The 19,496-nt window shown below is 70.4% G+C and carries 19 protein-coding genes; 8 read left to right on the forward strand and 11 right to left on the reverse strand.

The features are described from left to right. Nucleotides 1-4 precede the first annotated feature (4 nt). Entirely contained in the window at nt 5-703 is a 699-nt protein-coding gene (locus tag ACVW00_RS15795; RefSeq protein ID WP_457111848.1) for a phosphocholine cytidylyltransferase family protein, read from the reverse strand. Between the two features lie 116 nt (nt 704-819). Here ACVW00_RS15795 and ACVW00_RS15800 point away from each other — a divergent pair, with 116 nt between their 5' ends. Further along, the gene (locus tag ACVW00_RS15800; protein WP_457111849.1) at nt 820-1,374 is read left to right on the forward strand and encodes a GNAT family N-acetyltransferase; all 555 of its coding nucleotides are present in this window, start codon (nt 820-822) and stop codon (nt 1,372-1,374) included. On the opposite strand, the gene ACVW00_RS15805 is transcribed toward ACVW00_RS15800, so the two are convergent. Together ACVW00_RS15805 and ACVW00_RS15810 are read right to left on the reverse strand one after the other, a co-directional pair. Further along, on the reverse strand, nt 1,345-2,298 hold the full coding sequence (locus ACVW00_RS15805) for a DMT family transporter (RefSeq protein WP_457111850.1): 954 nt from the start codon (nt 2,296-2,298) through the stop codon (nt 1,345-1,347). The genes ACVW00_RS15800 and ACVW00_RS15805 overlap by 30 nt on opposite strands. After that, nucleotides 2,295-3,182, reverse strand: coding sequence for a PhzF family phenazine biosynthesis protein (locus ACVW00_RS15810; RefSeq protein ID WP_457111851.1), 888 nt, complete (start codon nt 3,180-3,182; stop codon nt 2,295-2,297). The genes ACVW00_RS15805 and ACVW00_RS15810 overlap by 4 nt, the downstream gene beginning before the upstream one ends. A 127-nt stretch (nt 3,183-3,309) precedes the next feature. Between ACVW00_RS15810 and ACVW00_RS15815 the strand changes: the two genes are divergently transcribed. The 4 genes from ACVW00_RS15815 to ACVW00_RS15830 all read left to right on the forward strand — a co-directional run bounded on the left by ACVW00_RS15815 (nt 3,310) and on the right by ACVW00_RS15830 (nt 6,856). Next, nucleotides 3,310-4,557 carry a magnesium transporter MgtE N-terminal domain-containing protein gene (locus tag ACVW00_RS15815; protein WP_457111852.1) on the forward strand — a complete coding sequence of 416 codons (1,248 nt, stop codon included), beginning with the start codon at nt 3,310-3,312 and terminating at the stop codon, nt 4,555-4,557. A 5-nt stretch (nt 4,558-4,562) separates the two neighbouring features. Continuing rightward, entirely contained in the window at nt 4,563-5,156 is a 594-nt protein-coding gene (locus ACVW00_RS15820) for a DUF1003 domain-containing protein (RefSeq protein WP_457113125.1), read from the forward strand. Between the two features lie 63 nt (nt 5,157-5,219). Next, nucleotides 5,220-6,383, forward strand: coding sequence for an Mrp/NBP35 family ATP-binding protein (locus tag ACVW00_RS15825; RefSeq protein WP_457111853.1), 1,164 nt, complete (start codon nt 5,220-5,222; stop codon nt 6,381-6,383). A gap of 131 nt (nt 6,384-6,514) precedes the next feature. Beyond that, nucleotides 6,515-6,856: a sec-independent translocase gene (locus ACVW00_RS15830; protein ID WP_457111854.1), complete on the forward strand. Its 342-nt coding sequence runs from the start codon at nt 6,515-6,517 to the stop codon at nt 6,854-6,856. On the opposite strand, the gene ACVW00_RS15835 is transcribed toward ACVW00_RS15830, so the two are convergent. Genes ACVW00_RS15835 through sigE form a run of 3 tightly spaced genes read right to left on the reverse strand, consistent with a single transcriptional unit; the run spans nt 6,853 to nt 9,354 of the window. Next, nucleotides 6,853-8,268, reverse strand: a complete 1,416-nt coding sequence (locus tag ACVW00_RS15835; RefSeq protein ID WP_457111855.1) for a trypsin-like peptidase domain-containing protein — start codon at nt 8,266-8,268, stop codon at nt 6,853-6,855. The two genes, ACVW00_RS15830 and ACVW00_RS15835, sit on opposite strands and share 4 nt — an antisense overlap. A gap of 4 nt (nt 8,269-8,272) precedes the next feature. Further along, on the reverse strand, nt 8,273-8,755 hold the full coding sequence (locus ACVW00_RS15840) for an anti-sigma factor family protein (RefSeq protein WP_457111856.1): 483 nt from the start codon (nt 8,753-8,755) through the stop codon (nt 8,273-8,275). Further along, entirely contained in the window at nt 8,752-9,354 is a 603-nt protein-coding gene (gene sigE / locus ACVW00_RS15845; RefSeq protein WP_457111857.1) for an RNA polymerase sigma factor SigE, read from the reverse strand. The genes ACVW00_RS15840 and sigE overlap by 4 nt, the downstream gene beginning before the upstream one ends. 341 nt (nt 9,355-9,695) lie before the next feature. Here sigE and ACVW00_RS15850 point away from each other — a divergent pair, with 341 nt between their 5' ends. After that, complete coding sequence (locus ACVW00_RS15850) at nt 9,696-10,244, forward strand: O-methyltransferase (protein ID WP_457111858.1); 549 nt, start codon at nt 9,696-9,698, stop codon at nt 10,242-10,244. A 112-nt stretch (nt 10,245-10,356) separates the two neighbouring features. Here the strand turns inward: ACVW00_RS15850 and ACVW00_RS15855 are convergent, their stop codons facing one another. The 5 genes from ACVW00_RS15855 to ACVW00_RS15875 all read right to left on the reverse strand — a co-directional run bounded on the left by ACVW00_RS15855 (nt 10,357) and on the right by ACVW00_RS15875 (nt 17,109). Next, entirely contained in the window at nt 10,357-10,839 is a 483-nt protein-coding gene (locus tag ACVW00_RS15855) for a MarR family winged helix-turn-helix transcriptional regulator (protein WP_457111859.1), read from the reverse strand. Next, nucleotides 10,836-12,440, reverse strand: coding sequence for an MDR family MFS transporter (locus ACVW00_RS15860; RefSeq protein ID WP_457111860.1), 1,605 nt, complete (start codon nt 12,438-12,440; stop codon nt 10,836-10,838). Before ACVW00_RS15860 ends, ACVW00_RS15855 begins: the two co-directional genes overlap by 4 nt. Nucleotides 12,441-12,760: 320 nt before the next feature. After that, entirely contained in the window at nt 12,761-14,770 is a 2,010-nt protein-coding gene (locus ACVW00_RS15865) for an ABC transporter ATP-binding protein (protein WP_457111861.1), read from the reverse strand. Then, nucleotides 14,767-16,500, reverse strand: a complete 1,734-nt coding sequence (locus tag ACVW00_RS15870) for an ABC transporter ATP-binding protein (RefSeq protein WP_457111862.1) — start codon at nt 16,498-16,500, stop codon at nt 14,767-14,769. Before ACVW00_RS15870 ends, ACVW00_RS15865 begins: the two co-directional genes overlap by 4 nt. Then, nucleotides 16,501-17,109 (reverse strand): helix-turn-helix domain-containing protein, encoded by a 609-nt coding sequence (locus tag ACVW00_RS15875; protein ID WP_457111863.1) that lies wholly within the window; start codon nt 17,107-17,109, stop codon nt 16,501-16,503. 142 nt (nt 17,110-17,251) lie between these two features. Here ACVW00_RS15875 and ACVW00_RS15880 point away from each other — a divergent pair, with 142 nt between their 5' ends. Together ACVW00_RS15880 and ACVW00_RS15885 are read left to right on the forward strand one after the other, a co-directional pair. Next, the gene (locus tag ACVW00_RS15880) at nt 17,252-18,085 is read left to right on the forward strand and encodes a DeoR/GlpR family DNA-binding transcription regulator (protein WP_457111864.1); all 834 of its coding nucleotides are present in this window, start codon (nt 17,252-17,254) and stop codon (nt 18,083-18,085) included. Between the two features lie 81 nt (nt 18,086-18,166). Further along, nucleotides 18,167-19,471 (forward strand): extracellular solute-binding protein, encoded by a 1,305-nt coding sequence (locus ACVW00_RS15885; protein WP_457111865.1) that lies wholly within the window; start codon nt 18,167-18,169, stop codon nt 19,469-19,471. Nucleotides 19,472-19,496 lie beyond the last annotated feature (25 nt).

A 19,496-nucleotide genomic window follows, 5' to 3' on the forward strand; every position in this document is an offset into this window, starting at 1 on the left:
ACCCTCAGCCCTCCACGAACGAGTTGGCCCGGGACAGGTCGTCCTCGAAGTCCACCTCGACGATCTGGTACTGGGAGATGTCGACCGCCTCGACGCGGAGGCCGTCGCGCTCGATGGCCAGCTCCAGCCCGCGCTCGAAGTAGTCGTTGTCGTCGACCTCCTCGAGCCGGGTGATGAGCGCGGCCTTCTCGTCCGCGGACACGTAGTTGATGCCGACGGCCTCGCCCAGGCCGCCGACCACCGTCTTCGACAGCTCGTTGATGTAGCCCTCGCCGTCGAGCGTGTACTTGACCTCCTCCTCGGCGACCGAGGCGGTGTTCACGCACACGAAGCTGCGGCCGGCCTCGATCTTGTCGTGGATCAGGGAGAGCACGCGGCGGTCGAAGACGACGTCGCCGTTGAGCCAGAGGACGCCGCCCGGCTGGGACAGCTGCAGCGCCTTCAGCAGGCTCTTCGAGGTGTTCGTCGAGTCGTAGACCTCGTTGTAGACGAAGGAGATGTCGGGCATCGCCTCGATCACCAGGTCGAGCTTGAAGCCGACCACGGCGGTCACGAACACCTCGTCGCCGTACGCCGACCGCAGCGAGTTGACCGCGCGGCGCATGATGCTCTCCCCCGAGGTCAGCGGCGTCAGCGGCTTGGGGTGCGGCTTGCCGAGGCGGGTGCCCAGACCGGCGGCGAGGATGACGACCTGGATGGCCACGAGGCCCTCTCTCTCCACGAATCAGACGCCCGGCTGCGAGCGATCGCGCCATCCTACAAACGGCGCCGTCGGCAAACCGTTCGGCCCGCTGCGTCGCCCCGTGGCACAGTGGCCCGGTGCTGCTGGAGACCGAGCGCCTCCGCATCCGGGACTGGGAGGCCACCGACGCCCCTGCCGTTCTGGACATCGCCGGACGCGTCGAGGTGATGAAGTGGCTCGGCGACGCCCCGCCAAGGCTGTGCACCGATCTCGACGACGCACTCGCGCGGATCCAGCGTTGGCGCGGGCTCGACGACCCACCGCTCGGCTACTGGGCGATCGAGGTCGTCGACGACGGCCCGCTGCACGGCCGGGTGATCGGCGGGGTGCTGCTGGTGCCGCTGCCGAACGGCGACGGCGAGGTGGAGATCGGCTGGCACCTGCACCCCGAGGCCTGGGGTCGCGGCTACGCCTCCGAGGCCGCGCGGGCCGTGCTCCGGCACGGCTTCGAGGGCGGGCTGGAGGAGATCAACGCGGTCACCCACCTCACCAACGAGCCGTCGCAGGCGGTCTGCCGCCGGATCGGCATGGAGCACCGCGGCGTGGTCGAGAAGTGGTACGTCGAGCCGTCGGAGCACTACCTGAGTACTCGTCAGGCCTGGTCACGCGACCACGGCCTCCGCGCCGGCTGACGGCGGCGCGCTCAGGACCACCACCACCATCCCGGCGAGGACCAGCACGAGGCCCACGAACGCGGCCGGCTCCGGCACCTGCCTCAGCCAGGCGGCGGCGATCAGCGAGGCGCCCGGGATCTCCAGCAGGATCGTCAGCGACACGACCATCGGCGAGACGGTGGCGAGCAGGTGGTTGAACACCGAGTGGCCGAGGAGCTGGGCGGTCGCGGCGAGCACGCCGAGCTTGATCCACTGGTCGGCGCCGTAACCGGTCAGTGCCTGTCCGGACGCGAGCGTCGCGACCAGGAGCAGCACTGCTGCGGTGCCGTAGCAGCCGAGGGTGTACGCCGTGGTGCTCATCGTCTGGCGGACCCGCCCGCCGATCACGGCGTAGGCGGCGACCCCGACCGAGCCGAGCAGTGCCAGGCCGTCACCGGCGAGCGCCCGCTGCGAGATGGAGAGGTCCACCCCGGAGACGACCACCGCGCCGAGCACCGCGAGCAGGACACCGGCGAGGACCTGCGCCCGGGCCTCGGCACCCCGCAGCACGTCGTACCCGACGACCCAGAGGACCTGCAGCGACACGATCGCCGTGCTCGACGCGACCGAGGTCATCGAGAGCGAGGAGATCCAGAAGCCGAAGTGCGCCGCGAGGCAGGCGCCGGCGGCGACGACGAGCCAGGCCCGCGCAGAAGGACCTGCGAATGTCGCAGCCGGGACTGCTGGGGTGCGCTCCTGCCCCTCCGGCGACATTCGCATGTCCGGGTGCGCGAGCCGCCACCCCGCGACCGGAGCGATCGCGGCGGTCGCCAGCGCATTGCGCCAGAAGGCGATGGCGAGCGCGGGCACCGCGAGCGACGCCATCAACGGCGCGGCGAGGGACACCGCGAGCGCCCCGACCCCGAGCAGCCCGAACGTGCGCAGCCCGATCGGCCGGGTCACGGCGTCCGGATCTGTCCCCGGGCGATCGGGCGGACCGCGCCCGCGACGTGGACGCGGGTGACACCCGAGGAGCCCGCCTCGATCCGGCCCTCGAGCACGGACGGTCGCCCCAGCTCGGTGCCCTGGCTGATCCGGTAGCTGCCGCCGTCGTCGAGCAGGCTCCTGGCATGCAGCGCCAGGCCGAGCCCGGCCGCGGCGGATCCGGTGGCCGGGTCCTCCGGGACCAGGCCGGGGACGAACACCCGGCTGTGCACCTCGAGGAGGTCGCCGTCCCGGTCGCGCACGGCGTACAGGTTGATGCCGTCGAGCGGATCGCGGGTCTCCGGGAGGTCGGCGACGTCGCGCACCGGCCTGCGCGCGACCCGTGCTCGCGAGACCGCTGCGTCGTCGACCGGCAGGTGCACGAACGTCAGGCCGGTGCCGGCCAGCCAGGTCTCCCCGGCGGCGTCCTCCAGCTCGAGCCCGATCGCCTCGAGGAGCTGGGCCACGAAGCCGTCCCCGATCGGTCCGGCGAGGTCCCGTGGTCCGGCCGAGAGCTCGACCTGGTCGTCGCCGAGACGGACCCCGATCTCACCGGCGCCGCACTCCTGCACCACGTCTTCGGCCGTCACGGCGCCACGCTCGCGCAGGACCCAGGCGGTGCCCAGCGTCGGATGCCCGGCGAACGGGATCTCGCCGCCGGGCGTGAAGATCCGGCACGAGTAGCGACCGGCGTCCACCGGGGTCGGGAACGTCGTCTCGGAGTAGCCGAACTCCCGCGCGATCGCCAGCAATGACTCGTCGGGGAGCCCTGCCGCCCCGTGCACCACCGCGAGCTGGTTGCCGGCGAACGGCTCGACCGTGAAGACGTCGACCACGTCGTACTCGAGAAAGGCGTCTGCCATGACGTCATCCTGCCGTAGGCCGACTACCCGAACCCCTAGGCTTGAACGTCGTGAACACCCCACGACGTCGCGACGTGCGACTCCGCGAGAACCTCGCCTCGGTCTCGCGACGCCGCGGGGACCCCGTATGAGCACCGCACCGACCCGCGTCTTCGCCGCCCGGCTGGCGGGGCTGCAGGTGTTCGACCCTCAGGGAGACCAGGTCGGCAAGGTCCGCGACGTGGTCGTGGTGCTGCGCTCAGACGTCCGCCAGCCGCGCGTCGTCGGCCTGGTCGTCGAGGTCTTCGGGCAGCGACCGGTCTTCGTGCCGATGACGCGGGTGACCAACATCGACGCGGGCCAGGTGATCACCACCGGACTGCTCAACATGCGCCGTTTCGAGAAGCGCACCGCCGAGACGCTCGTCATCGGCCAGATGCTCGACCGCACCGTGACGGTGAAGAGCACCGGTGTCGTCGGCGTCGTCTACGACGTCGCGATGGAGCAGACCCGCACCCGCGACTGGGTCCTCTCCCGGGTGGCGCTCCAGGAGCCGACGAAGGGCTTCCGGCGCCGCGGGCAGACGCACGTCGTCGCCTGGGACGAGGTCGAGGGCCTGCAGCGACGCGAGGCCGACCAGGGTGCGACCAACCTGATCGCCTCGCTCTCCGACCTGCGCCCCGCCGACGCGGCCAACGTCATCCACGAGCTCACCCCGGAACGACGCGGTCAGGTCGTCGCGGCGCTGGACGACGAGCGGCTGGCCGAGGTCCTCGAGGAGCTGCCCGAGGAGGACCAGGTCGAGATCCTGGAGCGCCTCACCCACGAGCGCGCGGCCGACGTGCTCGAGGAGATGTCGGCCGACGACGCCGCCGACCTGATCAACGACCTGCCGCCCGAGACCGCGGCCCACCTGCTCGAGCTGATGGAGCCCGACGAGGCCAAGGACGTCCGCCGGCTGATGTCGTACGGCGAGGAGACCGCCGGCGGCATGATGACGCCCGAGCCGGTGATCCTCCCGCCCGACGCCACGGTGGCCGAGGCGCTGGCCCGGGTGCGCAACGAGGACCTGACCCCGTCGCTCGCCGCGCTCGTCTACGTCTGCCGCGCCCCCCTCGAGACGCCGACCGGCAAGCTTCTCGGCGTCGCGCACATCCAGCGCCTGCTCCGCGAACCGCCCTCCGAGCTCGTCGCCGGCGTCCTGGACACCGGGATCAACTACCTCCACGCCGACGCGACGCTGCAGGACGTCGCGACGTTCCTGGCCACCTACAACCTGGTCGCGGCGCCGGTGGTCGACGAGGACGGCCGCCTGCTCGGCACGGTCACCGTGGACGACCTGCTCGACCACCTGCTGCCCGAGGGCTGGCGGGACCCGAAGGTCGGCACGGCATGACCACGATGTCCCCCGAGGGGCGCCGGCCGGACCGGAAGCTGGAGAAGAGGTCGGAGAAGAAGCCCGACGAGCGCTCGCGCACGCCTCGCCTGGACCTGCCGCGCGAGCTCCGCAGCCCGGTGCTCGGCCGGATCCTCGACCGTGCCACCGCCCCCGACCAGGACCGGCTCGGCCGCTTCGCCGAGCGGTTCGCGCGCTTCCTCGGCACGGCACGCTTCCTGATCTACATGACCCTCGTGGTCGTCGTCTGGATCGGGTGGAACTGGCTGGCGCCAGAAGGCGCGCGGTTCGACGCGTACCCGTTCATCTTCCTGACGCTGATCCTCAGCCTCCAGGCGTCGTACGCCGCACCGCTGATCCTGCTGGCTCAGAACCGCCAGGAGCTGCGCGACCGGGTCGTCACCGAGCAGGACCGGCAGGCCAACGCCCGGGCGCACGCCGACATGGAGTTCCTCGCCCGCGAGGTCGCATCCCTCCGGATGGCACTGGGCGAGGTCGCCACCCGCGACTTCCTGCGCTCGGAGCTGCGAGACCTCCTCGAGGAGCTCGAGGAGCGCCAGCGCGCCGAGGACTCCGAGACCGAGCTCGCGCCGGAGTGAGGTGTGCCATAGTCCCCGGACACCCCGACCGGTCGGGCGGGTCCGACGCGTAGGCTCGCCACCATGACATCCCCCGTCCTCGAGCAGATCCACGCTGCCCTTGCGACCGTGAACGACCCCGAGATCAAGCGCCCGATCACCGACCTCGGGATGGTCGAGTCGGTCGACGTGGACGACACCGGCAAGGTCTCGGTCAAGGTGCTGCTCACCGTCGCCGGCTGCCCGTTGAAGGACACCATCAACCGCGACGTCACCGCGGCCGTCTCCACGGTCACCGGCGTGACGGCGGTCGACCTCGAGCTCGGCGTGATGACCGCCGAGCAGCGGGCCGGCCTGCAGGAGGTCCTCCGCGACGGCCAGGCGCAGCGCGAGATCCCGTTCGCGAAGCCCGGCTCCCTGACCAAGGTGCTCGCGATCGCCTCCGGCAAGGGCGGCGTCGGCAAGTCCTCGGTCACGGTGAACCTGGCGCTGGCGTTCGCCGCGCAGGGCCAGAAGGTCGGCGTCGTCGACGCGGACATCTACGGCCACTCGGTGCCCGCGATGCTCGGCGTGGCCGACAGCCGGCCGACCCAGGTAGACGACCTGATCATGCCGGTGCCGACGTCGAGCGGCGTCTCGGTGATCTCGATCGGGATGTTGAAGCCCCGTCGCGACCAGGTGGTCGCCTGGCGTGGTCCGATGCTCGACCGGGCGTTGGTCCAGATGCTCGCCGACGTCTACTGGGGTGACCTCGACGTCCTCCTCCTCGACCTGCCTCCCGGCACCGGCGACGTCGCGATCTCGCTGGGCCAGCACCTCCCCAACGCCGAGGTCATCGTCGTGACCACTCCGCAAGAAGCGGCCGCCGAGGTCGCCGAGCGGGCCGGCACGATGGCCTCGATGATGCACCAGCGGGTGGTGGGCGTCGTGGAGAACATGTCCTTCCTGCCCTGCCCGCACTGCACGCCCGAGGGCAAGGAGCACCGGCTCGAGATCTTCGGGGCCGGCGGTGGCGCCCGCGTGGCCGCGACCCTGACCGCCCGGTTCGGGTACGACGTACCGCTGCTCGGGGAGGTCCCCGTCGACCTGTCGCTGCGCGAGGGCGGTGACTCCGGAAAGCCGGTCGTCGACGCCGACCCGACCTCACCGTCGGCCGCGGCGCTGTTGGCGATCGCCGACAAGCTCGCCGGCCGCGGCCGCGGCCTCGCAGGGATGCAGCTGGGGCTCACGCCGTCGGCGAAGTTCTGAGCCGTGACCTTGTGAGGAACGAACAAGGTCACGACGCGAAGAGGTTGAGCAAGCCTGCGGGAGAGCTTGCGAACCCGCAGCGGCGGGTCGAAACCCTGATCTCCTTCAACGCTGGTCTCTAGGCTTACTCCATGTTCGGCGTCGGCATCCCCGAGCTCGGGGTTATCGTGTTGGTCGCCGTGATCGTGTTCGGCCCCGACCGGCTGCCCGAGTACGCGCGGCAGGCCGGCCGGATGGTGCGCCAGCTGCGCAACTTCGCCCAGGCAGCCCAGCAGGACCTGCGCGAGGAGCTGGGGCCGGAGTACTCCGACCTCAAGCTCACCGACCTCGACCCGCGCGTGGCCATCCGCCGGCACATCCTCGAGGCCCTCGAGGAGGACGACCTCGACCCGACCGGCAGGCCGGCGGACCGGACCACCCGCCCCGTCCTGGGACTCGACGAGCGCCCGCCGTACGACGCAGAGGCGACCTAGCCGGTCTTCGCCTGGAGCCCGACGACGATCTCGTGCTCCTTGCCGTCGCGACGCACCGTCAAGGTCACCTTCTCCCCGGGCTGGTGGGCGCGGACCGCGACGACGACGTCGATCGAGCCGGTCACCGGCTTTCCGTCGACCTTGACGATCACGTCACCGACCTTCAGGTCGGTCTTGCTCGCCGGGCTGCCCGCGGCGATGCTCTCGACCTTGGCGCCGTCGAGCTTCGCCGTGCCCTGCACGTTGGCGCCGATCACCGGGTACTGCGCCTTGCCGGTGCGCAGGATCTGGTCGGTGGTGACCTCGACCTGCTCGATCGGGATCGCGAAGCCGACGCCGATGTTGCCGCCCTCGTCGGTCGTCGCGGACGAACCCAGCGACGCGATCGCCGAGTTGACCCCGATGACCTGGCCCTGCAGGTTGACCAGCGGCCCGCCTGAGTTGCCGGGGTTGATGGCGGCGTCGGTCTGGACGGCGTTGATGTAGGAGGAGTCGCCGGCCTCGCCGCTGGTCGTGACCGGACGGTTGACCGCGCTGATGATGCCGCTGGTGACCGTCGCGGACAGGCCGAGCGGTGATCCGAACGCGACCACGGTCTCCCCCACGTGCATCTGGTCGGCGGAGCCCACCGACACCGGCGGCAGGCTCTCGGCGCCCTTCACCTGCAGCACGGCGATGTCGTACACGCTGCTGCGGCCGACCACGGTGGCGGTCATGTGGCGACCGTCGTGGTCGATCACCTCGATCGGCCCGTCGTCGCCGGCAGCCTCCGCGACGACGTGGTTGTTGGTGATCACGTGGCCCTGCTCGTCGAGGACGAAGCCCGATCCGGTCGCCCCCTGCGCCTTGCCGTTGTACTCGGCGATGATCTGCACCGTGCTCGGCAGCACCTTCGCCGCGACTGAGGCGATGCTCCGGTTGTCCGCATCGAGCGGCGGCGCCGTCCGGCGCGGCACCTGCAGCACGCCGCCGGACCCGCTGCTGCTGCCGTTGTCGTCGGCCACGAGCGCGCCGGCCACCGCGCCGCCGGCGACGCCGAGCAGGAGGGCCAGCACGCTGACCAGCGGCCAGGTCCAGCCCGGCAGGCGTGAGGTCGACGCGGGCTCGGGGCTGGACGAGTACGCCGGCAGCGGCCCGTACGCGGGCGTCGGGGCCTGGGGGGTGATCTCGGGCTGCGGCCAGGCCTGGTCCGGCTGGCCGAACGTGCCCGGGTAGGGGCGGGTGGGCTCCGGCGACTGGTCCGGTAGCTGCTCGGGCGACGGGGCGGGCCACTGCGCGGGCGACTGGGCAGCTTCCGCAGCCGGCTGCTCCTCAGCGGGCAGCTGGACCTGCTCGGGGTCCGGCGGAGCCCAGGCCGGCTGCTCCGGGGACCCGTTGGCACGCTGCGGGTCCTGGTCGTCGCGATCGCTCACGCGACTATCTTGTCCTACCCCCGAAGGCAGCGTTCTCGACGTCCGCGGTCGCGCCCGTGCCCGCGCTGTCCGCGACCGACGGCGTGGACCGGTTGATCATCGCCGGCGCCCGGTTGCCGGGCACCTCACCCAGGCCCGCGGGCGGGGACGTGACGGCCATGACGGCGAGCACGGCGAAGCTGACCGAGCCGGCGCCCACCAGGGCGGTCGTGGCCCGGCGCCGCGTGGAGCGCCGCTCGATCTCGTCGACCGCGGCCCACGCGTCGACGTCGTACAGCGAGCCCATCAGCGAGGGCGGGGCGGTCACCGGGGGCAGGCTGAGCCCGGCGAGGCGCTGCTTGAGCCAGCCCTCCTTCTCCACGAGCCGGCGACAGCCCGGACAGCCCAGGACGTGCTTCCAGGCTCGCTCCTCCTCGGCCGGGGACAGCTGACCGTCGACCAGCGCCGACGCGGTCGAGCCGATGTGGCCGTGGAGCTTGAGGATCACCTGGCGGACCGTCCCGCGAGCAGCGGACCGGCGACGCGCATCCGGCCGCCGCTCGGAGCCCGGTGCGCCAGGGCCGAGCGCAGCATCGCCCGGCCGCGGTGGATGCGCGAGCGCACCGTGCCCATCTTGAGGTCGAGGACGTCGGCGATCTCCTCGTACGTCAGTCCCTCGACGTCACAGAGCACGACCGCCGCCCGGAAGTCCGGGGACAGGGAAGCCAGCGCGGCCTCGATGTCCGCGTCGAAGGTCTGGTTGAGGTACGCGGCGTCCGGTGTCGCCACCGGGCTCGGCAGCCGGTTGTCGGCGTCGTCGGGCAGGGCGTCGAAGCGGATCCGGCTCTTGCGACGAGCCGTGTCGAGGAAGAGGTTCGTGGTGATCCGGTGGATCCAGCCCTCGAACGTGCCCGGGGTGTAGGTGTGCAGCGACCGGAAGACCCGCACGAAGACCTCCTGGGTGAGGTCCTCGGCATCGTGGGCGTTGCCGGTCAGGCGGTAGGCGAGCCGGTAGACCCGGGCGGAGTGGTCTTCGACGATCTGCTCCCAGGAGGGGACGCCCGCGACCTCACCCTCGGGGGTGGTCGGCTGGGGAGAGGTGGCCATCGGGCGCTCCTTGTTCCTGCGGCTGAGGTCGGTGATCCGGACCATCGACGTTTCTGACCTCCACGCTAGGAACCGATCATGAGAGCCCGCTGAGACGGCACTGAGGCAGGGCCGTCAATCGGTGCTCACCAGGACAACGGGCCGAGCCACTCCCGTGTTCCCCGGCCGGGCGCTCACGCGGCGGTAGGGTTTCGACTGGGCTCGACCACCGTCGCCACCCGCTGATCGAGGAGGCCGTCATCGTCACCGCACCCAAGCCTGCGAGCTGGACCCACTCCGAGGAGTACGTCGGCGAGGACGAGATCCTCGCCGGCGCCCGCGCCCGCGCTGAAGAGGTCGGCGTGGTCCCCATCGGTGCCGGAGCCGGGGCGGCTCTCCGCTTCCTGGCCTCAGTGCTCGACGCGCGTGCGGTCGTCGAGATCGGCACCGGTACCGGCGTCTCCGGCCTGTGGATGCTGCGCGGGATGCGTCCCGACGGCGTGCTCACCTCGGTCGACACCGAGGCCGAGCACCAGCGGCTCGCCAAGGAGACGTTCACCGAGGCCGGCATCCCGCCGCAACGCGCCCGGCTGATCCCCGGAGCAGGGCTCGAGGTGCTGCCGCGGCTCACCGACGGCCACTACGACCTGGTCTTCGCCGACGGCGACAAGGAGGAGTACGTCGAGTACCTGGCCGAGGCGCTCCGACTCCTGCGTCCCGGCGGCGTGGTGGCCTTCGACAACGCGCTCTGGCACGACCGCGTCGCCGACCCCGCGCAGCGCGACCCCGCGACGACGGCCATCCGCGAGCTGGGGCGGACGGTCCGCGAGGACGAGCGGCTCGTGCCGGTCCTGCTGCCGGTCGGCGACGGCCTGCTGCTGGCCAAGAAGGTCTGGGTTCCCGAGGCCTGAGGCGCGTCAGCGGATCAGCCTGTCGGTGGTCGTCTCGACAAAGCTCAACGCAAGGACCCGGGAGCGCCCCTGAGGGAAGAAGGCGCGTCCGACCGTGTCGAGACCTGCCTGATCAGGTCGCGGGGTCGAAGACCACGTTGTTGAACCGGCCCAGCTCGCTGCCCAGGTGCTCGATGTCCTCGGGACCCCAGTCGGCGAGCCGCTGCCCGATCAGCTCGCGCCGCAGCTCGTGCATGTGCGCGAGCCGGCTCCTCGCGTCGGCGGTCACCGAGATGATCGAGGCGCGTCCGTCGGCGGGATCGGGTGAGCGCTCCACGAGGCCCAGCTCGAGGAGCTGGTGGACGACGCGGCTCACGGTGCCCTTGTCCATCGCGAACAGCTCGGCCAGCTCCGCCGCGCGCCTGGGCCCGAAGTCGCTCAGGGTGCCCAGCAGCGTGTAGGACGTCGGGTTCAGCTCGGGATGCACCTGCAGCGCCCGCTCGGCGATCCCGCGCCGGATCCGCCGGAGCAGCAGCCCGATCTCGTGCTCGAGGGTGCGCACAGCGGCGTCCCGGCGCTCGTCGGTCGTCGGGCCGGTCGCGCTCGTCGTGGTCATGCCGCGACCTCCGGCTCGACCTCGTCGGCGCGCTCGATCGTGGTCCGCAGCGGGACCTCGCGGATGAACAGCACCGCGACCAGCGCGAGGAAGGCGAAGGGCGTCGCGATCAGGAAGAGCTCGCCGGTGGAAGCTCCGAACGCGTGCTCGAAGACCGCCCGCACCGGGCCCGGCAGCGTCTTCAGGTCCGGGATCTGGTGGCTCTGGTGGGAGTCGGTGGAGATGTGCAGGGCCGCGAGTCCGCTGGTGACCTTCTCGGAGACCTGCGAGCTCAGCACGGCGCCGAGCGCGGAGACGCCGACCGAACCGCCCATGGAGCGGAAGAAGGCGACCACGGCGCTCGCGGACCCCATGTCGGCCTGCGCGGTGTTGTTCTGCACCGCGAGGACGAGGTTCTGCATCGTCGAGCCGAGGCCGATGCCGAGGACGGCCATGAAGGCGCCCACGACCACCAGGGGCGTCTTCTCGTCGATGAAGCTGAGCAGGAGCAGGCCCACGACGACCAGCACCATGCCGCCGACCAGGAACACCTTCCAGCGGCCCGTCCGCGTGATCGCCCGGCCGCTGACGATGCTGGAGACGAGCAGGCCGCCGACCATGGCGATCGACATCAGGCCGGCGTGCGTCGGGCTCATGCCGCGGGCGATCTGGAAGTACTGGGAGAGGTAGACGGTCGCGCCGAACATCGCGACTCCGACGAGCACGCTGGCGAGCGTGGCGAGCGCGGTCGTGCGGTCGCGGAAGAGGCGGGTCGGGATGACCGGCTCGACGGCGACCCTCATCTCGACGTACACCGCAGCGACCAGGAGCACGATCCCGAGGGCGACCAGTGCCGCACTGGTGCCGGAGAGCCACGCGAAGTCGTTGCCCGCGAGGGAGACCCAGACCAGCAGGGCCGAGACGCCGGAGACGATCAGGCCCGCGCCCAGGTAGTCGATGTGCACCTCGCGGCGCACGACGGGGAGGTGCAGCTTCTTCTGCAGCACGACGAACGCAATCGCCGCGATCGGGATGCCGACGTAGAAGCACGAGCGCCAGCCCAGGCCCGGGGCGTCGACCAGCAGTCCGCCGATCAGCGGACCGCTCACCGTCGCCAGCGCGAACACGGCGCCGAGGTAGCCGGAGTAGCGCCCGCGCTCACGCGGGGTGACCATCGAGGCGATCACGACCTGGACCAGGGCGGTGAGCCCACCGACGCCGAGGCCCTGCACGGCGCGGGCGCCGATCAGCACGCCCATGGACGGAGCGGTCGCGGCGATCAGTGAGCCGATCACGTAGATCACCAGTGCGCTCTGCACCAGCACCTTCTTGTTGAACTGGTCGGCCAGCTTGCCCCAGACCGGGGTGCTCGCTGTCATCGTGAGCAGCGTCGCGACGACGACCCACGTGTAGCCCGACTGGCTGCCGTTGAGGTCGGTGACGATCCTCGGCAGCGCGTTGGAGACCACCGTGCTCGACAGCATCGCGACGAACATCGCGATCAGCAGGCCGCTGAGCGCCTCGAGGATCTCGCGGTGCGTCATCTCGCCGGCGGCCTCGGCCGAGACGGCGGGGGTGCGGGTGGGGCGGGGTGCGTGGGTCGTCGTGGAGCTCTGCGTCATGGTTGTAGTATGCAACTATCTAGTTGGCTCGTGCAACCTTCTGTCACGGAGGTCACACGCCGCGAGCCGTCCGGGCATGCAGCGACCCGCAGGCGTCCTGCGCGCGATGCGCGGGAGGTACCGGCGGACTGTCCGGTCGCCTGCGGGTCGGGTGACTGCATTCGGATTCGCCAGCGCACCACGCCAGCGAGGGTGTGCTGCTAGCGCGCAGCCACCTCACGTGTCCTAGAAGAACTCATTCCTCGGACCACCTCCTTTCCCGTGTCCGACCACGGTACGTTCCCGCACCGCCGCGGACAAAGGGTTATCGGCTCCGGTCCTCAGGCGGGTTCGGCGGCCAGCGGCGCCGTGAACTGCGAGTTGTAGAGCCGCGCGTAGGCACCGCCGGACGCAAGCAGCTCGTCGTGGGTGCCCTGCTCGACGATCGCGCCGTCCTCCATGACCAGGATCAGGTCGGCGTCGCGGATCGTGGAGAGCCGGTGGGCGATCACGAACGACGTCCGGTCCGAGCGCAGCGCCGCCATCGCCTGCTGCAGCAGCAGCTCGGTGCGGGTGTCCACCGAGGACGTCGCCTCGTCGAGGATCAGCAACGCCGGGTCGGAGAGGAACGCGCGCGCGATCGTCACCAGCTGCCGCTCGCCGGCGGAGAGGTTCGAGCCCTCCTCGTCGATGACCGTGTCGTAGCCGTCCGGCAGCGAGTGCACGAACCGGTCGACGAACGTGGCCGTGGCCGCCTCCAGGATCTGCTCCTCGGTCGCCCCGGGCCTGCCGTAGGCGATGTTGTCGCGGATGGTGCCCTCGAAGAGCCACGTGTCCTGCAGGACCATGCCGGTCTGGGCGCGCAGCTCCCCGCGCGGGATCGAGGCGATGTCGACGCCGTCGAGCGTGATCCGGCCTGCGTCCACCTCGTAGAAGCGCATCACCAGGTTGACCAGCGTGGTCTTCCCGGCGCCGGTGGGCCCGACGATCGCGACTGTGTGGCCGGGCTGGGCGACCAGCGACAGGTCGTGGATCAGCGGCCGCTGCGGGTCGTAGGAGAACGACACGTGCTCGAAGCGAACCTCGCCACGGCGACGGTCCGCAGCGGCGACCGGGCCGGTGCCCTCTGCCTCCTCCTCGGGGGCGTCGAGGAGCTCGAAGACGCGCTCGGCCGACGCGACCCCCGACTGCAGGAGGTTGGTCATCGACGCGACCTGCGCAAGCGGCTGGGTGAACTGCCGGCTGTACTGGATGAAGGCCTGCACCTCGCCGAGCGACAGGGTGCCGCTGGCCACGCGGAGGCCGCCGATCACGGCCACCAGCACGTAGTTGAGGTTCCCGATGAACATCATGATCGGCATGATCAGTCCGCTGACGAACTGCGCCGAGAACGACGCCTTGTAGAGCTCGTCGTTCTCCTCCGCGAAGACCCGCTCTGCCTCGGGCTGGCGGCCGTAGACCTTGACCAGCGCATGGCCGGAGAAGGTCTCCTCGATGTGCGCGTTGAGCCGGCCGGTGCGCCGCCACTGCTGGACGAACATGCCCTGCGAGCGCTTCATCACCGCGCCGGTCACCACCATCGACAGCGGGACCGAGATCAACGCCACCAGCGCGAGCAACGGGGAGATCCACAGCATCATCGCGAGCACCGCGACGACGGTGAGGATCGAGGTGAGCAGCTGGCTCATCGTCTGCTGCAGCGACTGGCTGAGGTTGTCGATGTCGTTGGTCACCCGGGACAGCAGCTCCCCGCGCGGCTGCTTGTCGAAGTAGCTGAGCGGGAGCCGGTTGACCTTGTCCTCGACCTCGGCGCGCATCCGCAGCACGGTGCCCTGCACGACGTCGTTGAGCAGGTAGCCCGCCAGCCAGGCGAGCGCAGCACCGAGCAGGTAGACCGAGAGGACCACGAGCAGCACGTGGCCGACGGCGTCGAAGTCCACGCCCTGCCCCGGGGTGACGTCGAGCGATGCGACCAGTGAGGCGACCTTGTCCTGTCCGCGGTCGCGCAGGCTCGACACCGCCTGGGCCTTGGTCACGCCCGCCGGCAGCCTGCCGCCGATCAGGCCGGTGAAGATCAGGTCGGTCGCCTTGCCGAGGATGCGCGGGCCGATCGCGCTGAGGCCGACGCTGACGACCGTGAGCGCGAGGACCGCACCCACCTTCGTCCGCTCGGGGCGCATCCGGCGGACGAGGCGCTTGGCCGACGGGCCGAAACGCGAGGCCTTCTGGCCGACCATGGGACCGCCGAACGGGCCGCGTCCCGGGCCGGGCCCGGCCTGGACCCGTTCGGTCTCCTTGAGCTCGGTGCCGCCGCCGGTGGCCGACTCGGTCGAGTCCGTCGAGACCGTCATGCCGCCTCCTCCGCGCTGAGCTGGGACGCGACGATCTCCTGGTACGTCGTGCACGAGTCGAGCAGTGACGTGTGCGTGCCCCGGCCGACCACCTGGCCGTCCTCGACGACGAGGATCTGGTCGGCGTTACGGATCGTGGAGACCCGCTGGGCGACGATCAGCACCGTCGCCTCCCTTGTCACCGGGGCGAGCGCCGCGCGCAACCTCGCGTCGGTGGCCAGGTCGAGGGCGGAGAACGAGTCGTCGAAGAGGTAGATCTCCGGGCGCCGGATCACCGCGCGTGCGATCGCCAGCCGTTGTCGCTGGCCGCCGCTCAGGTTGGACCCGCCCTGGGCGATCGTCGACTCCAGCCCGTCGGGCATGGCCTCGACGAAGTCGCGGGCCTGGGCGATCTCCAGGGCGTCCCACATCTCGTCGTCGGTCGCGTCGGGCTTGCCGTAGCGCAGGTTGCTGGCGACCGTGCCGGTGAACAGGAACGCCTTCTGCGGCACCAGCCCGATCCGCGACCACAGCACGTCGAGGTCGAGCCGGCGGACGTCGACGCCGCCGACCAGCACGCTGCCCGCCGTCACGTCGTACAGGCGCGGGATGAGGTTGAGCATGGTGGTCTTGCCGGCGCCGGTCGAGCCGATGATCGCGATCGTCTGGCCGGGGCCGGCCTCCAGCGAGACCCCGCGCACGACGGGGACGTCGGCGCCCGGATGGGCGAACTGGACGTCCTCGAAGCGGATCGAGCCGAGGTCGTGGACGTCGCCGACCGGCTCGGCCGCCGGCACCACCGAGCTCTGCGTGTCCAGCACCTCGACGATCCGGTCCGCGCACACCGCGGAGCGCGGGATCATCATCATCATGAAGGTCGCCATCATCACCGACATCACGATCTGCATCAGGTAGGACAGGTAGGCGGTCAGCTCGCCGACCTCCATCTGGCCCGACTCGACGCGGTGGCCCCCGAACCACAGCACGGCCACCGAGGCGACGTTGGCGACCAGCATGACCGTCGGGAACATGCCGGCCATCCACCGGCCCGCCCGCACGGAGACCTCAGTGAGGTCCTCGTTCGCCTCGGCGAACCGCTGGGTCTCGTGCTGCTCGCGCACGAATGCCCGGACGACGCGGACACCGGTGATCTGCTCGCGGAGAAGCCGGTTGACCTCGTCGACCCGCTCCTGCATGCGCCGGAAGTTCGGGACCATCCGGGTCACGATGAAGCCGATCGAGACCGACAGCACCGGGACGACCAGGACCACCAGCCAGGACAGGCCGGCGTTCACGTGCACGGCCATCACGACGCCGCCGACCATCATGATCGGGGACGCCACCATGAGGGTGCCGCCCATGAGGACGAGCATCTGGACCTGCTGGACGTCGTTGGTCTCGCGGGTGATCAGCGACGGCGCCCCGAAGTGCTGGACCTCCCGAGCCGAGAACGACCCCACGCGGTGGAAGATCGCGCCGCGCAGGTCGCGGCCGAACGCCATCGCGGTGCGCGCAGAGAACCACACCGCGGCGATCGAGCAGAGGATCTGCAGGAACGAGACGGCCAGCATGAAGCCGCCGCGGCGGACGATGTAGCCGGTGTCGCCGGCGATCACGCCCTTGTCGATGATGTCGGCGTTGATCTTCGGCAGGTAGAGCATCACCACCGTGCCGACGAACTGGAGCGCGACCACGACGGCGAGCTGCCGGCGGTACGGCTGCAGGTGCTCCCGGACGAGACTGATCAGCATCTAGCTTCCCTCCGTGTGCTCGCCGTCGGCGGCAGCGGACCGCAGGGTCCCGTGCAGCACGACGTCGACGATCTGCTCGGCGCTCAGCATCCGCTGGTCCGAGATGTGCGGGTGGCTCCCCGAGAACGTGAGCAGGCGCAGCAGCTGCACGACCTCCTCGGTCGGCACCCTGAACCGGTCGGCATCGGGGGCCACCAGGCGCCCGACGCCTTCCCGTGCGAGCCGCTCGCGCAGCTCGGGTGCGCCGATGCGCTCGGGCGGGCGGCGTACGCCGAGGGCGATCATCAGCGCGAAGATGCGCACGAAGCGCCGCTGCAGCAGCGAGACCGCCTCGACGAGCCGCTGCTCGAGTGGCTGGGCGAGATCGATCCGGCTGATCGCCGCCAGGAACGGCTCCGGGTCGAACTCCTGCTCGATGACCGCGTCGAACAGCTCCTCCTTGGTCGCGAAGCTGCGGAAGATCGTCCCCTCCGCCACGCCCGCGGCCTCGGCGATCAGCCGCGTCGTGGTGGCGCGGCCGTGCTCCAGCACCAGCGCGCGCGCCGCGGCGAGGATCGTCGCCCGGCGCTCGTCGGCCGGCAACGGGCGGGCACGTTCGCGGGTCACCATGCCCGCGAGCGTAAATGAGTGAGTGCTCACTCACAACCGGTTTTCTCCGCGGCGCGCAGCGTGCCGGGACCAGCGGACCCGTCCGGCGCTCTTGCCAGCAACGGTCGCGGGCATGTTAGATCCTGTTGAGTTGCGTCGTGAAATGGGGATCCAGATGTTGGCACAGCAGCGCAGGCGACAGATCCTGTCCGAGCTGCGCCGCAGCGGCGCGGTCAAGGTGGCCGACCTCACCGGCCTCCTCGGCGTCTCCGACATGACCATCCGTCGCGACCTCGAGCACCTGAGCAACGAGGGGCTCGTCGAGAAGGTCCACGGCGGCGCGGTCGTCGCGCGGCAGGCGACCTTCGAGCCCGGGTTCGAGGCGAAGAGCCGGCTCGCCGAGCCGGCCAAGCTGGCGATCGCCGCCGCCGCCGCCGCGATGATCCGGCCCTCGGGCGCCATCGCCCTGTCCGCCGGCACCACGACCTGGTCGATGGGCGTCCTGGTGGCCAAGATCGCGAACCTCACCGTGGTCACGAACTCGCCCGTCGTCGCCGACGCGATCGCCGTGGAGAACGAGCAGATGCCGGTGATCCTCACCGGAGGCGTGCGTACGCCGAGCGCAGCGCTGGTCGGCCCGATCGCCGACCACTCGATCGCCGGCGTGCACGTGGACCAGCTCTTCCTCGGTGTGCACGGCATGGACCGGAACGCCGGCTTCACCGCACCGAACCTGGCCGAGGCCAAGACCGACCAGGCTCTCATCGCTGCGGCGCGCGAGGTCGTGGTCGTGGCGGACTCCTCCAAGTGGGGCGTCATCGGGTTCGCCGGCATCGCGCCGCTCTCGGCAGCCGACACGGTGATCACCGACAGCGGACTCCCCGTCCGTGCACTCGACCAGCTGCGCGAGCGGGTCGCGAACGTGGTCGTGGTCGAGGCGCACGGTCCCGACGGTGCCGACGCAGTCGCCGACGAAACGGACCCGTCCAGCCGTTGACAGTGACCGCGCTCACACGGTTGACTACTGCCAGTTTCTGAGCGATTTCGTTTGAAACTGTTGACATCCATGGAGGTAGTGATGACGTTGGAGTCCCTCGACCGCAGCGCGTACAGCCGACGGTCCCTGCTCAAGGGCGGCCTGGCCGCCATCGCAGTGGGCGGTTCGTCCAGCCTGCTGGCCGCCTGCGGCGGCTCCGACTCGTCGTCCGGCTCGGGCTCGAAGACGGTGACGATCGGGTCGAACTACTCCGACGCGGGCGTGAAGAAGGCATTTGCGGCAGTCGCCGCCGGGTTCGACAAGTCCTCGAGCCTGACCGCCAAGGTCAACACGGTCGACCACAACACCTTCCAGAACAAGATCCAGACCTACCTGCAGGGCACCCCGGACGACGTCTTCTCCTGGTTCGCCGGCTACCGGATGAAGTTCTTCGCCGCCCAGAACCTCGCCTCACCGATCGACGACGTCTGGGACAAGATCGGTGGCAGCTTCCCGGACTCGATCAAGAACGCCTCCAAGGCCGAGGACGGCCACTACTACTTCGTGCCGCTGTACAACTACCCCTGGGTGATGAACTACCGCAAGAGCGTCTTCGACGAGAAGGGCTACGAGGTCCCCGCGACCTGGGACGACCTGATCGCGCTGTGCAAGAAGATGAAGGCCGACGGGCTCACCCCGATCTCCTTCACCGACAAGGACGGCTGGCCCGCCATGGGCACCTTCGACATCTTGAACATGCGGCTGAACGGCTACCAGTTCCACGTCGACCTGATGGCGCACAAGGAGTCGTGGACCGACGCCAAGGTGGTCGCGGTCTTCGACCAGTGGAAGGAGCTCTTCCAGTACTACAGCAGCGGGCCGAACGGCCTCACCTGGGAGGAAGGCGCCCAGGCGCTCCAGAACAAGAAGGCCGGGATGATGTTCCAGGGTGCCGGCCAGGTGGGCCAGCAGTTCACCCCCGAGAACCTCGCCGACCTCAAGTTCTTCCCGTTCCCGGAGATCGACTCGGCGAACCCGACCGACAGCGGCATCGACGCGCCGATCGACGGCTTCATGATGTCGAAGAACCCGAAGAACAAGGCAGGTGCGGTGAAGTTCCTGGAGTACCTCGGCACCGCGGCCGCCGAGCAGACCTACCTAGCGTCCGACCCGACCGACGTCGGGACCGCGTCCGACTACGACGAGAGCACCTACAACCAGCTGCAGAAGGACTCGGCGGAGATCATCAAGAACACCAAGAACATCGCCCAGTTCCTCGACCGCGACACGCGCCCGGACTTCGCCTCTCCTGTGGTCCAGAACGCCCTCCAGCAGTTCGTCAACGACCAGGACTCCCAGGCGGTGTGCCAGTCGCTGGAGTCGCAGGCCAAGACGATCTTCGCCTGAGGGGTGCCTGCCATCCTTCCGCCGA

Source organism: Marmoricola sp. URHA0025 HA25 (assembly GCF_054059435.1).